The sequence below is a fragment of the Paraperibacillus marinus genome, from assembly GCF_046237605.1.
Classification (GTDB): Bacteria; Bacillota; Bacilli; order Bacillales; family DSM-1321; genus Paraperibacillus; species Paraperibacillus marinus.
Map to the genome: position 1 here is coordinate 4352508 of NZ_CP143542.1, position 16526 is coordinate 4369033.

17 protein-coding genes are annotated in these 16526 nt (G+C 40.3%); 6 read left to right on the top strand and 11 right to left on the bottom strand.

What is annotated here, in order from left to right:
• Positions 1–210 precede the first annotated feature (210 nt).
• Together V1498_RS21850 and V1498_RS21855 are read right to left on the bottom strand one after the other, a co-directional pair.
• Positions 211–1308 (bottom strand): L-dopachrome tautomerase-related protein, encoded by a 1098-nt coding sequence (locus V1498_RS21850; RefSeq protein ID WP_409296327.1) that lies wholly within the window; start codon positions 1306–1308, stop codon positions 211–213.
• A 377-nt stretch (positions 1309–1685) separates the two neighbouring features.
• Positions 1686–2609, bottom strand: coding sequence for a DMT family transporter (locus V1498_RS21855; protein ID WP_409296328.1), 924 nt, complete (start codon positions 2607–2609; stop codon positions 1686–1688).
• A 145-nt stretch (positions 2610–2754) separates the two neighbouring features.
• Here V1498_RS21855 and V1498_RS21860 point away from each other — a divergent pair, with 145 nt between their 5' ends.
• The gene (locus V1498_RS21860; protein WP_409296329.1) at positions 2755–4128 is read left to right on the top strand and encodes a PLP-dependent aminotransferase family protein; all 1374 of its coding nucleotides are present in this window, start codon (positions 2755–2757) and stop codon (positions 4126–4128) included.
• Between the two features lie 60 nt (positions 4129–4188).
• Here the strand turns inward: V1498_RS21860 and V1498_RS21865 are convergent, their stop codons facing one another.
• The 3 genes from V1498_RS21865 to V1498_RS21875 all read right to left on the bottom strand — a co-directional run bounded on the left by V1498_RS21865 (position 4189) and on the right by V1498_RS21875 (position 7204).
• Positions 4189–4926, bottom strand: coding sequence for a class I SAM-dependent methyltransferase (locus V1498_RS21865; protein ID WP_409296330.1), 738 nt, complete (start codon positions 4924–4926; stop codon positions 4189–4191).
• Between the two features lie 207 nt (positions 4927–5133).
• Positions 5134–5604 (bottom strand): inner membrane protein YiaA, encoded by a 471-nt coding sequence (gene yiaA / locus V1498_RS21870; RefSeq protein WP_409296331.1) that lies wholly within the window; start codon positions 5602–5604, stop codon positions 5134–5136.
• A 331-nt stretch (positions 5605–5935) separates the two neighbouring features.
• A complete protein-coding gene (locus V1498_RS21875) occupies positions 5936–7204 on the bottom strand; it encodes an S-adenosylmethionine decarboxylase related protein (protein WP_409296332.1) in 1269 nt (422 codons plus the stop codon).
• Between the two features lie 286 nt (positions 7205–7490).
• On the opposite strand from V1498_RS21875, the gene V1498_RS21880 reads away from it, so the two are divergent.
• The gene (locus V1498_RS21880) at positions 7491–8090 is read left to right on the top strand and encodes an SET domain-containing protein (RefSeq protein WP_409296333.1); all 600 of its coding nucleotides are present in this window, start codon (positions 7491–7493) and stop codon (positions 8088–8090) included.
• Positions 8091–8162: 72 nt separating this feature from the next.
• Positions 8163–8303: a hypothetical protein gene (locus V1498_RS21885; RefSeq protein WP_409296334.1), complete on the top strand. Its 141-nt coding sequence runs from the start codon at positions 8163–8165 to the stop codon at positions 8301–8303.
• Between the two features lie 280 nt (positions 8304–8583).
• Here the strand turns inward: V1498_RS21885 and V1498_RS21890 are convergent, their stop codons facing one another.
• The gene (locus tag V1498_RS21890; RefSeq protein ID WP_409296335.1) at positions 8584–8760 is read right to left on the bottom strand and encodes a DUF6920 family protein; all 177 of its coding nucleotides are present in this window, start codon (positions 8758–8760) and stop codon (positions 8584–8586) included.
• A 225-nt stretch (positions 8761–8985) separates the two neighbouring features.
• On the opposite strand from V1498_RS21890, the gene V1498_RS21895 reads away from it, so the two are divergent.
• Positions 8986–9177: a cupin domain-containing protein gene (locus V1498_RS21895; protein WP_409299418.1), complete on the top strand. Its 192-nt coding sequence runs from the start codon at positions 8986–8988 to the stop codon at positions 9175–9177.
• A gap of 542 nt (positions 9178–9719) precedes the next feature.
• A complete protein-coding gene (locus V1498_RS21900) occupies positions 9720–10748 on the top strand; it encodes a zinc-binding alcohol dehydrogenase family protein (RefSeq protein ID WP_409296336.1) in 1029 nt (342 codons plus the stop codon).
• A gap of 385 nt (positions 10749–11133) precedes the next feature.
• Here V1498_RS21900 and V1498_RS21905 read toward each other — a convergent pair whose 3' ends face one another.
• On the bottom strand, positions 11134–12003 hold the full coding sequence (locus V1498_RS21905; RefSeq protein WP_409296337.1) for a LysR family transcriptional regulator: 870 nt from the start codon (positions 12001–12003) through the stop codon (positions 11134–11136).
• Positions 12004–12122: 119 nt separating this feature from the next.
• Here V1498_RS21905 and V1498_RS21910 point away from each other — a divergent pair, with 119 nt between their 5' ends.
• The gene (locus V1498_RS21910; RefSeq protein WP_409296338.1) at positions 12123–13388 is read left to right on the top strand and encodes a benzoate/H(+) symporter BenE family transporter; all 1266 of its coding nucleotides are present in this window, start codon (positions 12123–12125) and stop codon (positions 13386–13388) included.
• Positions 13389–13490: 102 nt separating this feature from the next.
• On the opposite strand, the gene rlmH is transcribed toward V1498_RS21910, so the two are convergent.
• The 4 genes from rlmH to V1498_RS21930 form a co-directional block, all read right to left on the bottom strand.
• Positions 13491–13970: a 23S rRNA (pseudouridine(1915)-N(3))-methyltransferase RlmH gene (rlmH, locus tag V1498_RS21915; protein ID WP_409296339.1), complete on the bottom strand. Its 480-nt coding sequence runs from the start codon at positions 13968–13970 to the stop codon at positions 13491–13493.
• Between the two features lie 94 nt (positions 13971–14064).
• Entirely contained in the window at positions 14065–14223 is a 159-nt protein-coding gene (locus V1498_RS21920) for a CxxH/CxxC protein (RefSeq protein WP_409296340.1), read from the bottom strand.
• A gap of 157 nt (positions 14224–14380) precedes the next feature.
• Positions 14381–15580, bottom strand: a complete 1200-nt coding sequence (locus V1498_RS21925) for a S1C family serine protease (protein WP_409296341.1) — start codon at positions 15578–15580, stop codon at positions 14381–14383.
• A 147-nt stretch (positions 15581–15727) separates the two neighbouring features.
• The gene (locus tag V1498_RS21930; protein WP_409296342.1) at positions 15728–16522 is read right to left on the bottom strand and encodes an MBL fold metallo-hydrolase; all 795 of its coding nucleotides are present in this window, start codon (positions 16520–16522) and stop codon (positions 15728–15730) included.
• Between the last annotated feature and the right edge of the window lie 4 nt (positions 16523–16526).

Below are 16526 nucleotides of genomic sequence, written 5' to 3' on the forward strand. Positions count from 1 at the left end.
AAATTTTTCCTCTTACCGTAGGTTGATCCTTATGTAGCTTCATGCCTCTGGTGCATTATTTTTTACATCTAAGATGATGCAGGCTTATCAATTTGAGTTATTCACTTCTTTATTATATAGCGAAGCTGCGGGAATACATATAATATTGCAAGAATTTAATTATAAAAAGGCAGCTCCCTGATGAGAGATAGCTGCCTTCGTTTTAGATCATTATGAAAAGGTAGGAGCAGGGAATTCATCAATTCTCATACGAAGTAAACTATATGGCTTTTCCCGCAGGTCTCTTCCATAATGAAATCTCGCCTGCCGATGTAATTGATTCACAATGACATATAAGTATTGATCAGGACCAATCGAAAAAGTATCCGGCCATAAAATTCTCGGGTCATGTGCGATTGTTTCCATTGCGCCATTCGGTAATATCTTCCGGATACTGTTGTTTTCATAGTCTCCTGCATAAACGGTTCCTTTTGCGCCGGTGATCATTCCGTCAGACGCACCTTTTTCCCCCCAATACTGCACATATTGGGATAAGTTCATGTCCTGTATCCTTCTGTCTCTTAGGGCTTCTGTTGAGATCGAGAACAGCTGACGGCTGGATAACGGAGCATAAAATAAAACCTTTCCATCAGAGGATATCGCTAAACTATCGGAAGCCAATCTAAATGGGAAAGTTGAGCCGTCCGGGTTCCGGTTCATCAAAATTTCACCTTCTACTTTCGGTAAAAATTGGGGATCAGGCGAAGTGGATATTGCCCCATTTAACCGTCTAAACGCATTCCCATTTTCTAAATCTACAACGATAATAGCCCCTGGCCCTCTGGTAGAAGAATCCGTTATATATGCATAGCCTGCTCTTCCAACCCGAAAATCCAAACGGACATCATTCAGATAAGTTGTTGGCAGGACAACATCTTTTGTAAAGGTGTATACTCTCCTTATTTTATTCGTGTTTAAATCAACAGCAACTAATTTTGCTCCCCCTTGAATAGGTTCAGAAAAATTTGGTGCCCCTGTATCTACTACCCAAAGAGTCCCTCTTCCATCAGCAACGATACTTTGGACACTGACAAAAGTCATAGTAATATTACCAGTATTGACCAAGTTGGATTCTAAACTGGGATAAGGCTTCAATTCACCCTCAACCAATTCCGCCACAGTAAATGGAACGTCGTCTCCCCATTTCGGAAAGCAAACAAAAATACGCCCGGTTTCGGAAACGCTGACACCTGTAGGCATAGCCCCATAAAAAGCATGCACCAATTCTAACTGCCCAAAATATTTTTCCATAGGTAACATAGGTCGCATGATATCCTCCTCATCAAATCCGAACGGATATCACCTATATATGATGAAATTTTTTTGTAGTGCCTGGTTCTTGATAAATTTTTCTATCGTGGTGGATGCAATGGGGTTTATTAGTACGGAGAAACATGGGAGTTTCCTTCAATAAGATATGGAAAATTAATATGTGCTGAAATGGACAAATATCCAATTTAAATCTACTTCTTTTAGTCCTTTACATTCAAATTTATTAAATACCATTTTAGTATCCCGGCCGCGTATTTCTGCGCTGCAAGTCTTTGAAACATCATTTACTTGGTGGTAGATGTTTATGACATGGAAATGTAAAACCCTGAGTGAATGGAACTGGGTTCCTGAAAGGATGAAGTGTTTGTGATTCACTACTTACTCTCCATTTTAGCACTCTCTTTTATTTGTGCTGATTTCATTGTGTCAGGCTTAGATATCGCAGCATTTTTACCAATGAATACAGCAATAACTACGATGATTGCCGCTAATATGGTCACCATTGTAATGGATTCTCCTAAAAAGAGTGCAGCAAACAAAATCATCAGGAACGGCTGCAAATATTGCAGCTGGCTTACCCGCGCGATACCGCCCATTGCCATGCCTCCATACCAGGCAACATACGCGAGGAACTGGCTTACAATGGATAAATAAAGCAAACTGACCCAGGCCTGTATGGGGGCATGTAACATCTCCACCGATATATCCGCGGTTACTGGGATCAGGAAGAAAGGGGCGCCTATCACGATGGCCCATGCGATTACTTGCCAGCTTCCCATTTCTTTTGACAGCTTTCCTCCCTCCGCATAACTAAGGCCTAAAATAATGACGGCAGCCAAGAGTCCAAGATCCTCAAATTGAAGTGTTCCAAGACCTAAATGCGCCGCATATAAAATGACGGCTCCCGCACCAGTGAAACTTGCCATCCAAAATCTCAAGGAAGGCCTTTCCCCTGCCCTTAACATGGCAATACCTGCTGTTGCTAACGGCAATAAGGCCAGCTCCACTGCTCCGTGCGAAACTGGCAGTGTTTTCATCACCCATGAAGTGATGAGCGGGAAACCCAGGACAGCTCCTGCTGCAACAATCAAAATACTTTTAAATTGCTGCCGATTCGGTATCTTTTCCTTTTTTACAATCAGTATAATCCCCGCCAATAGGGCTGCAATAACGGTTCTTCCCAGCCCCACTGTTGTGGTGCCGAAGTAAACAACCGCGATACGGGTTGCCGGCAAAGTCAGACTAAAGCAGATTACCCCCACTAAACCTAACCATAACCCGGCTTTTCCTTTTTCCATTCCGTTACCTCCCCCAACTTTTACAAAAATGCTCCAAAAAACGAGGATGCTTTTGGTATAATCACATCATATTAGATACACTTCTTGGATACTATTGCTGTTTTCTGCATCTGTCAGGGTACAGTTTATGGAGGGTGGAGCGGTATTGAAGCCAAAATATATGAAGATTGTAGAAGAGATTAAGCAGCAGCTTACAGACGGAGAGTTAGCTGCCGGCAGCAAGCTTCCCTCGGTCCGCCAGCTGTCTGAATCATTTAGCTGCAGTAAAAATACCGTTATTAAAGCCTACGCCGAGCTTGAAAAAGAGCACTTCATTTATGCGAAACCTCAAAGCGGCTACTATATTGTGAATGAATTTAAACTCCATGAAAATCATCCTGATGTTATTGATTTTTTATCTGCCGGACCTGATAAGCATTTGCTGCCATACATTGAATTTCAGCATTGCCTAAATCAGGCAATTGAAAAATATAAAGAAGAAATCTTCACCTATTCAGAGCAGCAAGGACTTCATTCCCTGCGTACAGAAATCGTGAAAAACCTGCAATGTTCTCAGGTATTTACCGAACCCGGGCGTGTAGTCATCGTGTCCGGCTCACAGCAGGCGATCCATTTATTAACGGCCCTCCCCTTTCCAAATGGCAAACGAAATATCCTGATTGAACAGCCCACCTATTTTGGAATGATTGAATCGCTCGACATCAACCAGGCTGTGACATTCGGAATTGAATTATCCATGAATGGAATTGATTTAGAACGCCTTGAATATATGTTTAAAAACAACGATATCAAGTTTTTCTATGTTATTCCGAGATTTCATAATCCACTGGGACATTCCTATACAAATAGCGAGAAGAAGAAGATTGTAGAGCTGGCGGAGAAATATGATGTCTATATCGTAGAAGATGATTTTCTCGGTGAACTAGAGCGCGATAAAAAAGCGGATCCGTTTTTCGCTTTTGATCCATCTGGAAGAGTCATTTATATTCAAAGCTTTTCAAAAGTCTTTCTTCCCGGTCTGCGGATTGCCAGTGTGGTTCTGCCCCAGACCATGATGAAGAGCTTTTTACGATACAAATTCAGTGCTGACTTCAACAGCCCCGTCCTTTCACAAGGCGCTCTGGATATTTATTTAAAAAGCGGGATGTATCAAAGTCATTTGAAGAAGATTAAGACCGTATATTTTCAAAAAATCCAATTACTAAAAAGTGCCTGTGAGCAGTGGCTTCCTGAAGGCACCCGCTATACAAAGCCGGATTCGGGATTTTATCTTTCTATTTATTTACCTGAGACTGTATCAGCAAAAAAATTGGCCCATATTCTTTCAGATCAACAAATATTAATAGATGATACGGATAGGATGTTCTTAACCGGTTTTAACAGGGACAGCCTCATTCGTTTATGCATTTCTCAGGTGTCTGGGCATCAAATCCTATACGGCATGGAGAAGATTGCGGAAGCCATTACTGTATTGGGCAGTAAAAAGAGAGGCTGTTTAGATCAGATATCCCTTATTTAATAGAACAAAGCACCAGGCCTATTACAGGACTGGTGCTTTGTTGTTTTATTATGATTAAAGTTATACCTTTTTACTCTTAACAATTAAAAATGAAGGCCGGCGAAACTCTTTAACAAGACTTGGCAAATGTGTTACTGCTTCTTCAGTCGGCATCGGCTCCATCACTTTTTCGATGTGCAGCCCATTTTCAATAAGCGTATTTAGAATCGTCGACATGGTACGGTGATACATCATTACATGATCAACTAACCAATTCTGAGTACGTAAGCCTTCATCCTGATAATTGTCTACTGCATAATAGAGCAGGTTACCTTCCTGATCGGTGATCCAATTTTCTTTTCCCTTATTGGCTGTTACGATTGGATGCTCCAGAGAAAACAATAAGGTTCCACCCTTGCCTAATGCCTTACTGATCTTCTTTATAAGATGCTGAAAATCTGCAATATAGTGAAATGCCAAAGAACTGCTGACAAAATCAATGTGGTCAGGAGGTACTGTCAGATCTTCAAAAGCAGCCTGCTTAAAAGTCAGACCCTCATGAATATGACGCTTCTTGGCACTGGCAATCATGTTTGAAGAAATATCAATCCCAGTTACCTGTTTAGCACCCTGACTAATACAATGAGCTGCAAAGTCTCCCATTCCACAGCCAATGTCCAATACCATTTTATTTTTTAGGGGTGGAAGCAGAGCAAAAAAGTTCGGCTGCTCAAGTAAATTGTTATAATTATTCTCTCGTGATCGTATCGCTTGGTATTTCTCGAAAAACGTTTTGTTATCATATATATTCTGTTTCATCTAGACCTTCATTTCACCATAACGTTATGAAGTATTTGCGCAAGTTAATTATCCCATCTATATAAAAGTAATAATAGACTTATATTTCAATTTTTGGTAGGATGTAGATAGAGGCATGTCTTCTTTAATAAACTTCATAAAAACTATATGAAAATAGTAAAAGGCAGAAATCACTTATGATTTCTGCCTTTATTTTTAACGATTTTTTTAATCTCTTCCTCTGGCTACCTGTGTATCCCGGATATTCTTTTGAATCGTAATGGCCGCAAATACACTAAGAACAAAGGACATACCGTAAAATCCTTTTTCACTTAAAACAATGCTTCCGGCATTATAGAGGCCGATCGCCATTAGTGAAATAGCTACAATAAGCGCAAACCAGCTGAGCCCGTAATAGATGCCCGAAACCGGAATATCCTCTTCCTTATCCCGTACAGCTTTCTGCAGGGATACCGCTGCATACAGACCGAATATCAATACAGCAAAATAATACCCCTTCTCATTCAGCTGCATGTCGGCATTAAACAAGCCGATCAGATAAGCCGCAACTCCTACAACCAAAGCTGCCCAGCTGGCCCCCTTAAAGGCACCAGTCGGTTCCCCTTCTTTTCTTTCCACCTTGTTTTTCGGACGCTTTTCATCATTCATCTTTAACAAATTATCATTCAACTCAGACATTCGCCGCTCCCCTTTACTGTCATTCAGTTATGCTGATTCTTATGCTATGTATACAAAATATTATAACAGTAATTTACATATCTTGTTAAGATTGTATGGGTTTTATTCTTTGAGTGTAAAGAGTGAAAGGGGAGCAAATGGTTCACTAAAAAAGCGCCAGCAGGCGCCCACTCCAACAAACCTAATTTTACCCTCCCGCCAATAGATCCTTACTTGTAAGAATCCAGGCCTGAGGCAAGACTAACCTGAAGCACGAAACCGGCATATGAGTTTCTTTTTTCGATGGAAATAGTACAACTTTTGAATGGTTCAAGTGAGCAGCACTTCTTTTTTACTTCTTATAGACTTTTTTCATTCTATCTAGAATAAGACCATCAGACTTTTGGTTCTCACCTATTACAAAATCTGGCATATATTGAGTGATGTATTTCCCATAACCAATGTTCTTATCCTTTTCCAGTAATTCTTCAACATAAAATACACCATTGGGGATCGTATCTAATAACAACGTACAAATCCCTGCGTAAACACCACAAGCAACCTGAATATAAGTTGCATTTGATCCATATTTTTCAAATGTGAATTGACTGTTCATAACATTATACATAAATCGCTCTCTATCTTTGTACACAAGTAGAACTCCTACCAAGTCTTCTCCCTCTAATTCAGCCTCTGCAGGATCTAAAACTTTCAAGTTCCAATTCAATAAATCGTCTACACATTCAAGATTAGCCCGGATTGTTTGTGTTGTATAATCGTTTACTTTATATATGAACCCCGTTTCCATATTATAAAGGGTTCCTAGACTTAAAACTTCCTCATGTGGCATTAAGCAGCCATAAAATTGGATATCCCCTAATGTAACCTTAAATTCTTGAGCATAAACCTCCTTATATAGATGAAGAGGTACTCCTCCCTTAACAAACATCGGATAATTTAATATTGCCTCATCTAAAAAACACTCTGGTGACCATGTAGTACATATAGTCTTCGCCAGAAGTGATTTTTCCTTATAGAATGTGGTATCTTTTTCGACAATATAACATGCTAGGGGTTTTTCATTAGGATGCATCGCCATTATGGAATAAGCCATCCATTGCACAACCCCAGGATTCATTCCAGAACAAACAATCCCTTTCATATTTGTAAACCTATTTTTAGCATCTTCAAATCGATAAAAACGTTCCAGCAAAGTAAATCCTTTTAGATTTTGATCTTCATCTACTTCTGTATTTTCTAAAGCTGTATTTACATAAAAAACCCCAAATTCATTACATATATCTAGAATATCTATCGTATCTGCCCAAGATAAATCGACGATTAACAAAGTTTCAGTTTCACAGATATGTTTACGTACCTCTTCTAAGTCTGTAAGGTCGATCTGATTTAATACTATTTGATTAATCAAGTTGGGACAAATTTCATTGTAGTAAGCAATATCCTTTTGTTCTATATCAATTAAGTGCAACGTAATTTGCTTTATCAATTTGTGTAGTGGATTAGTTGAATCTTTAATAGATTTATTCAATAATGACAACAATGCTCTTGCAACTCCACCAGCACTGCCAAAAATTGAAATTGCTGCGCCTATACTCCTCATTTAATCCATCCCTTGCAAATTAATTATTTAAGTTTAGATTTATTAGCATATGAACAATAAGTTTGACAAGTGACGGCCGTGTCTATCCATATCGTAAAATAAATTTTTGTCTTATTTCTAATGTTGATTATAAAAAAATGTACGACACATGATTGGAGTCTCCAATTGATAACTACTTACATAAATATATTGGATATAGTCACCATGTATTTTTGTAAAACCATTTGCTTTTATCCTTAAAGGTTTATCTATAGATTTTTCACAGTATTTAAGGAGGAATAAAACTATGATACACCCCGATACAGAAATTCGATTTGTAAGTGAGGAAATCGGTGTTGGTCTGTTTGCAACAAAATTAATCCCCAAAGGAACCATTACCTGGATTAAAGATGAATTAGATATCATTCTTAAAAAAGAGTACATTGAAAGTCTTGATGATGCACGAAAAGAGGTAATATATAAATATGCATATGAAGATAATGACACTGAATATGTTCTTAATTGGGATCACGCAAGGTATATTAATCATAGTTTCAATCCCAATGTTGTAGATACAGCTTATGATTTTGAGTTAGCTGCGAGAGACATTCAACCTGGCGAACAATTAACATGTGATTATGGAACGCTGGGCGGGGATGAAAAGTTCGAAAGTATACCAGCAGAAGGATCATCAAGAACAAGAGTATATGCAAATGACTATTTAACTTATTATAAAGAGTGGGATAAAATGGCAATAGAAGCATTTAAGTATTTCAATAAGGTAGAACAACCACTAAAATATTTGATCCACGAGAAATTTATGGATAAAGTAAATGCTGTTGCTAATGGAACTGCACCAATAGATTCCATCCTCACTTTATGGATTTATGACAATCCTGAAAAATAGGGGTTTTTGTGTAAATGGGTTTTCACTTCGCTATATGTAAAGGCTTTAATTGGAGTGGCGGGGAGATAGGCTATGAATCGAGCGATGCCTTTGTTTTTAGAAGGTATCGCCCAATCGCCGGAAATCATGCCCAGAGGCTCCATGTCAAGCCGGATCCATGCTTTGGTCAAGCGGAAAGCTCAGCTTCTCATCGATTCCCAAATAAATGGCTAACTGTGATGGCGGTGATACCCTTCAATCGCATTTGTAGTATAATGAGCCTTCTCAAAAAATCCCCACCTTCTTTCAACTATACGAAACAAAAAAAATCCTCATTAAGAGGATTTATTTACTGAGTAAAGGGTATGCATTGGTACTTGTTAGTCGTTTCTTAAACTTTTAATACGAACAAATTGGTAAGAAGTCATTCTATAGAGTATTCGAACATCATTTACTTATGATACGGTTCACCTCAAATGGTTCTACCAAGTAAATCTAATCAAGACTTTTCCATTTAATTATACTCCGCCTTCAAAACTTCAAGCTTATACCAAGTAAATGGTCCATCCTCCAATTGCCAGGTCACATTCAACTTTACAGGTATTCTGATTCCATCCATTACTCCATAAGCTTTCGCTTCACCAATACATTCTAGGGTGTCCACCTTCCCTGGTTTAGCCATTTTCTCCATTTCTGTAGGCGCTAACTTCGTAGGGATGGTCTCCGAGACTTCCTAGATCCAAAACTTCAAAAAGAATAGGTGGGAGAATGAAATGGAAAAAATCAATGTTAATCAAGTAGAGCCCATTGGCATGTCATTTTATGAAATGAAGAAACTTTTCATAAATAAAGGGAATTTTAAAGAAGTGAGCATGTCATTTCACTTACACCAGGTGAAAGAGTTCCAGCTGTGGGTATGAGCTGTCATGATGAGGATGAGTACTCTTACATATTCAGTGGAAAAGTGGAAACTTATTGTAATGGTGAATACAGTGTAGAAATGGCTGGAGATGCAACACTGATCCCAGCTGGTGAGGAGCACTGGTGCATTAATACTAGCAGTGAACCTTGTATGCTCGTTTGCTTTATGGTAAAAAAAGCAGAATAGTCATTTAAATGGTCTATTTCAAAATCGCGTTTATATCAATGAAATTATCAAATAGGCATAATCAGCAAGTTTAATGAAGAAAAAGAAATTGCAATATCTATGTAGTAAAATATTTCATCAATGTTTTTCATTTAGAAACTATTGCTGATACTACTTCTAGCGATTGCTACTATCTAAAATTTATTAAAAAAAGCCGACTTGCCTCCAGACAATGTTATTATCCCCTTTAAGTAGACATTCAAAAAAACCTTCATGGTACCATGGAGTTAAGAATGATACTTGGAGGGGATTTTTCTATGGCCAAGAAAGGACAACAATTTGAACGGTATTCAAATGAATTCAAACAAAAGACAGTAATGGTCTACGTTAATGGATCTAAAAGTTATAAGGTCATAAGGTTATATCTTCCATACTATTAACACCTCATTCACATCTTTATAAATACTAAATTCCACTGATGCTTAGAAACTATAGGCTAAAAGTAATTATTTTAAGCCACTACTAATAACGGGTATACTAATAAGGAAAGGATGTGGTTGATTATGAACACAATGAAGGCGGTAGGATTAACTCGTTACCTTCCAATTGACAACCCCCAAAGCCTGGTGGACGTAGTGGTAGAAAAACCAAAAGCAACGGGTCGCGACATTTTGGTCAAAGTTGCGGCCATATCAGTAAACCCTGTTGATACAAAGGTAAGGGCTCCTAAGGAAAGAGTTGAGGAAGTCCCTAAAATTCTAGGTTGGGATGTAGCAGGAGTCGTCGAAGAAACAGGACCGGACTGTTCATTGTTTCGTCCAGGGGATGAAGTTTTTTATGCTGGAAGTATTGCACGACAAGGCGGAAACAGTGAATACCATCTGGTCGATGAACGAATCGTTGGACGCAAACCTGTTTCCTTAAGTTTTGTGGAAGCCGCGGCTCTTCCCCTAACCTCCATTACAGCTTGGGAAGCGTTATTTACCCGTATGTCGATTTCCCAGGATCCGGGCGCTAACAAAGGAAAGGCTCTGCTGATCATTGGCGCAGCCGGGGGGGTAGGTTCCATTGCTACTCAGCTTGCCAAACAAGCGGGGCTTACTGTAATTGGGACTGCTTCCCGATCGGAAACTGTTAGCTGGGTTAAATCAATGGGCGCGGACTATACCATTAATCACCATGACCCGCTCCTTCCACAACTTCAAGCAATTGGATTTACAAATGTTCCGTACATTTTTTGCCTGAATGCTTTGGAAAAACACTGGGCCGGTATTAGCGAAGCTATTTCTCCGCAAGGAGTTGTGTGCGCAATTGATGATCCAACCTCTCCGCTGGACCTCAAATTGCTTAAGCAAAAAAGCGTCACCTTCGTGTGGGAGTTTATGTTCACTCGCCCTGTTTACGAAACAGATGATATGATTGAGCAGCATCTTTTGCTTAATCGTATTGCTGATGCTGTGGACCATCAAGAATTGAGGACAACATTGGCTGAAGTCATTGGACCGATCTCAGCAGAAAATCTCCGTCAAGCCCACAAAATTTTGGAGAGCAATAGGACGATTGGTAAGATTGTACTAGAAGGTTTTGTTTGAAAACCTGGTTGCAGAGTGTATAAAGAAACAATGAGATTTCCCGATAAATCGGTATTTCAATAATTGTAATTGGATATAAAAATAAAGCCGGCTGCTGATCGCAGCCGGCTTTATTTACACAAAGAAACTTCCTTTACTTATGAAATGGTTCTTTTATAAATAGATTAAGTGTTATTCAATGTTTAGAATCTTATATTCCCACAAATACCTCATTTACTTATGATAAGGTTCTCCGTAACGAATAAATGATGTTATAAAACCATGAATATATTTTATTTTTCATTTAAAGATTTACTTTACCACAGTCAAAACTAATACCTGTTTCATTTTATTTGCCATTTTTCAACGTTGAAATCTTTTACTTTTGAGTAAATAATCTTGGTGTCTAAAAAAGTTTTAAAAATTCTTTTGCTGCTTTTGATAAGTAACTATTCTTCCTCCAAATTACTTTAGGTTCAGATATTAAGGTCTGATCCTTTAGCTGAATGACTCTCAATCCTCCCAATGAATGGAGGGATAATAATGAGAGTGGTAAGATCGTTGCACCAAACCCCGATGAAACGAGACCAAGTAACATAATTAAATCCTGACATTCGCACAGTATATTTGGTTCTAAATCTAACCGTTTAAATTCATTGACAATTTGTCCATACGCACCTAAACCATAGTTTGGTCGTAGAAGAATCAATGGCAAATCGATGATTTCCTCTAACCTGCATTGTTCTGATCCACTCCACGTCCATTTTTCAGGTAAAACAAGCACATATGGGTCACTTTCCAATGTCATTTGAGAGATACTTTTTTCTGTTATTGGACTATTTGTTATCGCAATCTCAATCTGACGTTCAGATAACATTTTTATGAGATGAATCGTTTCACCTTCCCATACTTTGAAAGTAAGACCAGGATTTTTCTCACGAATATCTACCACTTTAGAAAGAATTAAAGATGCACAATAAAGATTGGATCCAACAGATAAAATCCCACTGGCGTCTTTCCTCAATTCTTGAACTTCAACCATTGTTTCATCAAGTTTATTTAAAAGTTCTTTTGCTCGAAGAAGTAATCTTTCCCCCTCCAAGGTTAAATTAAGACTTTTGTTATCTCGATCAAATAAAATGACGCCTAGCTCTTCTTCCATTTGTTTGAGTTGTCTACTCAAAGGGGGTTGAGCAATATTTAATTTCTTTGCAGCAGTCGTAATATTACCTTCTTCTGCTATAGTGACAAAATATTTTAACTGTCGAATATCCAATATGAAACCTCCATCATACCCAAAAGGTATAGTAAAAAGACAAAACAGATATTTTAAGTATTGATAAATTGAGTATACACTGAGATGTAGTGTAATTCATTAGTTGAAGGAGTGTGACTTTGTTGTTCATAAAAAATACCATACAATTTCCAAAGCTTTTATCGGTTGGGAATATATCGAATGGATTTGTGGCCTGGCTTTTTGGTTCAGCAGGACCATTATTAATTGTTTTACAAGCTGCTGCAAAAGGTCATTTGTCTGGCAGCATAACCAGCTCATGGATTTTCGCCATTTATGGAATGGGGGGACTCCTAACGCTCATCGTCTCCTTATATTATGGGCAACCCATAGGCTATGCCTTTTCAATACCTGGAGCCATTCTTGTCGGCTCAAGCTTAACCCATTATTCTTTCAACCAAGTGGTTGGTGCCTATATTATAACCGGGATCCTTATTTTTCTTTTAGGATTATCTGGCATTGTTACAAAAATGATGAAGGTTTTGCCTATGCCAGTTATGATGGGGATGGTGTCAGGCGTCTTACTCCCTTTCGGAACTGAAATGATCGGCTCGGTTGTAAAAAATCCTTTACTCAACGGAATCCCGTTACTTGTCTTTCTTGCTCTTTCTTTTTTCTTACGATTTTCAAAAAAGTTTCCGCCTATATTAGGGGCGATCATTGCAGCAATTCTTTGTCTTAAATTTTTGCCGAACGTTTCTGTACAGCCTCTCCATATAACAATGGGCATTCCCCATTTTGTCATCCCATCATTTAGTTTTTCCGTTGTAGGGGAACTTGTCATTCCATTACTCTTAACGGTTATTGCTATTCAAAATGCCCAAGGGATTGCTATTTTAGAAACCCATGGCTATCGTCCACCGATCAATGCCATGACCAATTGGAGCGGAATCGGTACCATTATAAATGCTTTTTTTGGGGGCCACCCAGCCTGTATTGCAGGTCCCATGACGGGCTTACTTGTTAACAAAGAATCAGGCAAACTTGAACATAGGTATGTCGCTGCTATTGTATTAGGAGTATTATCTTGTCTATTAGCTCTATTCTCTCCAATAGCTTCGCAAATTCCACATGTCATTCCTGCCTCATTAATTCAATTACTAGGTGGCGTCGCCATGATTAGTGTACTGGTTGACTCTTTGAAAATGAGTTTCTCTGGTCCATTCAAATCAGGAGCCCTCTTTTCCTTTATAATCACAATCTCTGGGATCTCTATTCTCCATATCGGAGCGCCATTCTGGGGTCTGGTTGGGGGTACCTTAGCCACCGTGTTCTTGGATAAACAAGATTTTTATAAATCCGAATCAAGTGACCAAAACTATGAAACTAACTTGAGTGAAGCTCTTTGCAAGGACAAAATTTCCTAACACCGTTTCTTTAGACCTCGGATACATCTCATGACAAAATAAATGACACCTAGACATAGTGAGTCTAGGTGTCAATTTCTTTGTATAGAATAAAAACCTCATTTACTTATGATAAGGCTCCCCCCGATTAATCCGAAAAGCCCGGTACACCTGCTCAACCAGAATCAGCCGCATCAGCTGGTGCGGGAAGGTCATTTTGGAGAAGGAGAGGGAGTCATCGGCGCGCTGCATGACGGCCTTGCTGAGGCCGAGGGAGCCGCCGATGACAAAGGCGATTTTGCTTTTGCCGTAGGTGGCGAGCTTGTCGATGGTGTCGGCAAGCTCTTCTGATGTTTTTTGTTTCCCCTGGATGGCGAGGGCGATGACATGGGCGTCCTGGCTGATTTTGCTCAGGATCCGCTCTCCTTCTTTGGCCTTGATCTGTTCCATCTCGGTGGCACTCAGGGTTTCGGGTGCTTTTTCGTCGGGTACTTCGATGATGTCTACTTTTGCGTATGGTGACATTCTCTTGATGTATTCCTCAATTCCCTGTTTAAGATATTTCTCTTTTAGCTTGCCAACCGTGACAATTGAGATATTCACACTTTACACAACCTTTACGAAATGATTACAAACATGTTATCCACAAAGTTTATCCACATATCCACATTTTCTATCCACATCTTGTATGGGAATATTAGTTCGCCACTATATATACAGCGGGATTATCACAATATTCACAGGTTGTTGATATCTCATTTTCGGTATTTACTTCTTTTAAAAATGGAGCCACTTCATGCTCATCCACCACAGTATCCAGCGCCAGATCTACATGTTCCTTGCAGCAATAAATCATGTTTTTTTCCTCCTTGATTTCATTTTAGGTTAGCGTTCCCTTTACCTCTTATTTATCCACATATAAATACAGTGCGGTTCCAATAAAATTATCCACAGAAATCGTATCATGAAAAGAAAAAGCAGAAAAGCCTCAAGCTTTCTGCTTTTATTCTTTATTAAAATGTATCATTCGTGCTCAGGTTCATGGTAACTTCCTGCAGCTTGCCTGCACGGTACAGTTTGATCTTCATGGACTGGCCGATTTTCTTTTTGTTATAAAGATGCTGTCTCAGCTCAGCGACATCCTTGATCTTTTCACCGTCCATCTCAACGATCACATCCAGTTCCTTGATGCCCGCCTTAGCAGCCGGCGAACCGGACTGCACATCCACGATGGCCACACCGGAAGTGACTTTGGACGGAAGCTTTAATGTGTTTTGCTGATGGTATTGGGAAATCTGTTCGACTGAACGCAGATCCACTCCCATATACGGACGCCTTACTTCCCCGTACCGCTCAAGATCCTCGATCACAGGGATGGCTGTGTTAATGGGAATGGAAAGACCGATTCCTTCTACAGACTGCTGGGCAATCTTCATTGAATTGATTCCGATGACCTGGCCCTTCAGATTCACGAGCGCCCCGCCGCTGTTGCCCGGGTTGATGGCTGCGTCAGTCTGAATAACCTCGGAATTCCAATCTACAGCTCCATCCTGATTCACATCAATTTCTATCGTCCTCTCAAGACCCGATATAACACCCTGTGTTACTGAACCGGAAAACTGGAGGCCAAGGGGATTCCCGATGGCGATGACTGGCTCTCCTGCCTTCAGTGCCTTGGAGTCGCCAAAATCGGCTACAGTCTTGATTTTGTCTGAATCTACCTCAACCACTGCAAGATCTGTCCATATATCGCTTCCCCGGAGCTTTCCAGGGATTTTCGTGCCGTTCGCAAGGCTCACTTCAATTCGGCTGGCATCTTCGACCACATGGTGGTTTGTCACGATATAAGCTTTTTTGCCGCTTTTTTTATAAACCACCCCGGAGCCGGTGCCGGCTGCCCCGCTGCCTTCGTTCCAGGCGCCTGTCTGCTGGATGTTGGTGATGCCTACCACTGCGTCACCGGCCTTCTCCACAGCCTCTGTGACGGCCGTATTCACATTCAATGAGACATTCTGCTTAATCGGCTCCTGCCGGCTTGAATTGCCGCCGCCTGTCGTATTGCTGACATCCTCATCCGTGCCCCTCATCATCGGCAGTATATACGATATCAGAAGTGCCCCGATAATGGCACCGATTAAGCCAGAAAAGAAATAGCCTCTTCGGCTTCCGCCCCTGTTTGACCTGGTTTGATAATCTTGATCGTAGTATCCCATCCATCAGACCTCTTTTCCTTTGAATGTATCTGCTAGTTTCGGCAGCTCGTACCCCTAATTATACTGATTAATTTGCAAAATTCTAACATAAAGCCCCACACCTGGCTAAATACAAAAAAAGAATGAAGGATTTCTCCCCCATTCCTTTTATACACTAATCAGCTCAGTCGGAACCTTGCAGTCAGTATCATATAATTCAAATTGCTCCCCGATCCTGATTCCCCTCGTCTCAAGCGTCTGGGCCACCGACATCCGGGCCAGGTCCTTCATGTTGTTGTCGAGGCTCAGATGGGCAAGATAGATCCGTTTCGTGTTATCGCCTGCCACTTCACTCATGGCGATGGCGGCATCTTCGTTAGATACATGCCCGACATCGCTCAGGATCCGGCGTTTTGTATTCCAGGGGTATCGTCCCATCCGGAGCATCTGCACGTCATGATTGCTCTCGAACACATACATATCCGCATTGGAGATGATACCCTTCATCCGGTCGCTCACATAGCCTGTATCTGTAATCAGAACCAGCTTCTTGCCGCCATGATGGAACACATAAAACATCGGCTCGGCAGCGTCATGTGAGACTCCGAATGATTCAATATCGAGACCTCCGAAGCTCTTCACCGTTTCCATGTCAAAGGTGAATTTCTGATCGAGAGGCACCTCGCCGATATTGCGCTCCATCGCTGCCCAGGTCTTGGCATTTGCATAGACCGGGAGTTTGTATTTTCTCGCAAGGATGCCGAGTCCCTTGATGTGATCGCTGTGTTCATGAGTCACAAGAAGGCCGGAGAGCTCGGATGGATCTTTTCCGATCTGTTTGAATAATAGATCCATCTGCTTTCCGCTCAGGCCCGCATCCACTAAAAATGACTGTCCGTCCGCTTCTACAAATATCGCATTTCCCGTACTCCCGCTCGCGAGAACACTAAAATGCATTGACATATCT

Coding starts and splice junctions, on each gene's coding strand:
- V1498_RS21850 (WP_409296327.1), bottom strand. CDS start 1,308: ATGCGACCTATGTTACCTATGGAAAAATATTTTGGGCAGTTAGAATTG.
- V1498_RS21855 (WP_409296328.1), bottom strand. CDS start 2,609: ATGGAAAAAGGAAAAGCCGGGTTATGGTTAGGTTTAGTGGGGGTAATC.
- V1498_RS21865 (WP_409296330.1), bottom strand. CDS start 4,926: ATGAAACAGAATATATATGATAACAAAACGTTTTTCGAGAAATACCAA.
- yiaA (WP_409296331.1), bottom strand. CDS start 5,604: ATGTCTGAGTTGAATGATAATTTGTTAAAGATGAATGATGAAAAGCGT.
- V1498_RS21875 (WP_409296332.1), bottom strand. CDS start 7,204: ATGAGGAGTATAGGCGCAGCAATTTCAATTTTTGGCAGTGCTGGTGGA.
- V1498_RS21880 (WP_409296333.1), top strand. CDS start 7,491: ATGATACACCCCGATACAGAAATTCGATTTGTAAGTGAGGAAATCGGT.
- V1498_RS21885 (WP_409296334.1), top strand. CDS start 8,163: ATGAATCGAGCGATGCCTTTGTTTTTAGAAGGTATCGCCCAATCGCCG.
- V1498_RS21890 (WP_409296335.1), bottom strand. CDS start 8,760: ATGGAGAAAATGGCTAAACCAGGGAAGGTGGACACCCTAGAATGTATT.
- V1498_RS21895 (WP_409299418.1), top strand. CDS start 8,986: ATGAGCTGTCATGATGAGGATGAGTACTCTTACATATTCAGTGGAAAA.
- V1498_RS21900 (WP_409296336.1), top strand. CDS start 9,720: ATGAACACAATGAAGGCGGTAGGATTAACTCGTTACCTTCCAATTGAC.
- V1498_RS21920 (WP_409296340.1), bottom strand. CDS start 14,223: ATGATTTATTGCTGCAAGGAACATGTAGATCTGGCGCTGGATACTGTG.
- V1498_RS21925 (WP_409296341.1), bottom strand. CDS start 15,580: ATGGGATACTACGATCAAGATTATCAAACCAGGTCAAACAGGGGCGGA.
- V1498_RS21930 (WP_409296342.1), bottom strand. CDS start 16,522: ATGTCAATGCATTTTAGTGTTCTCGCGAGCGGGAGTACGGGAAATGCG.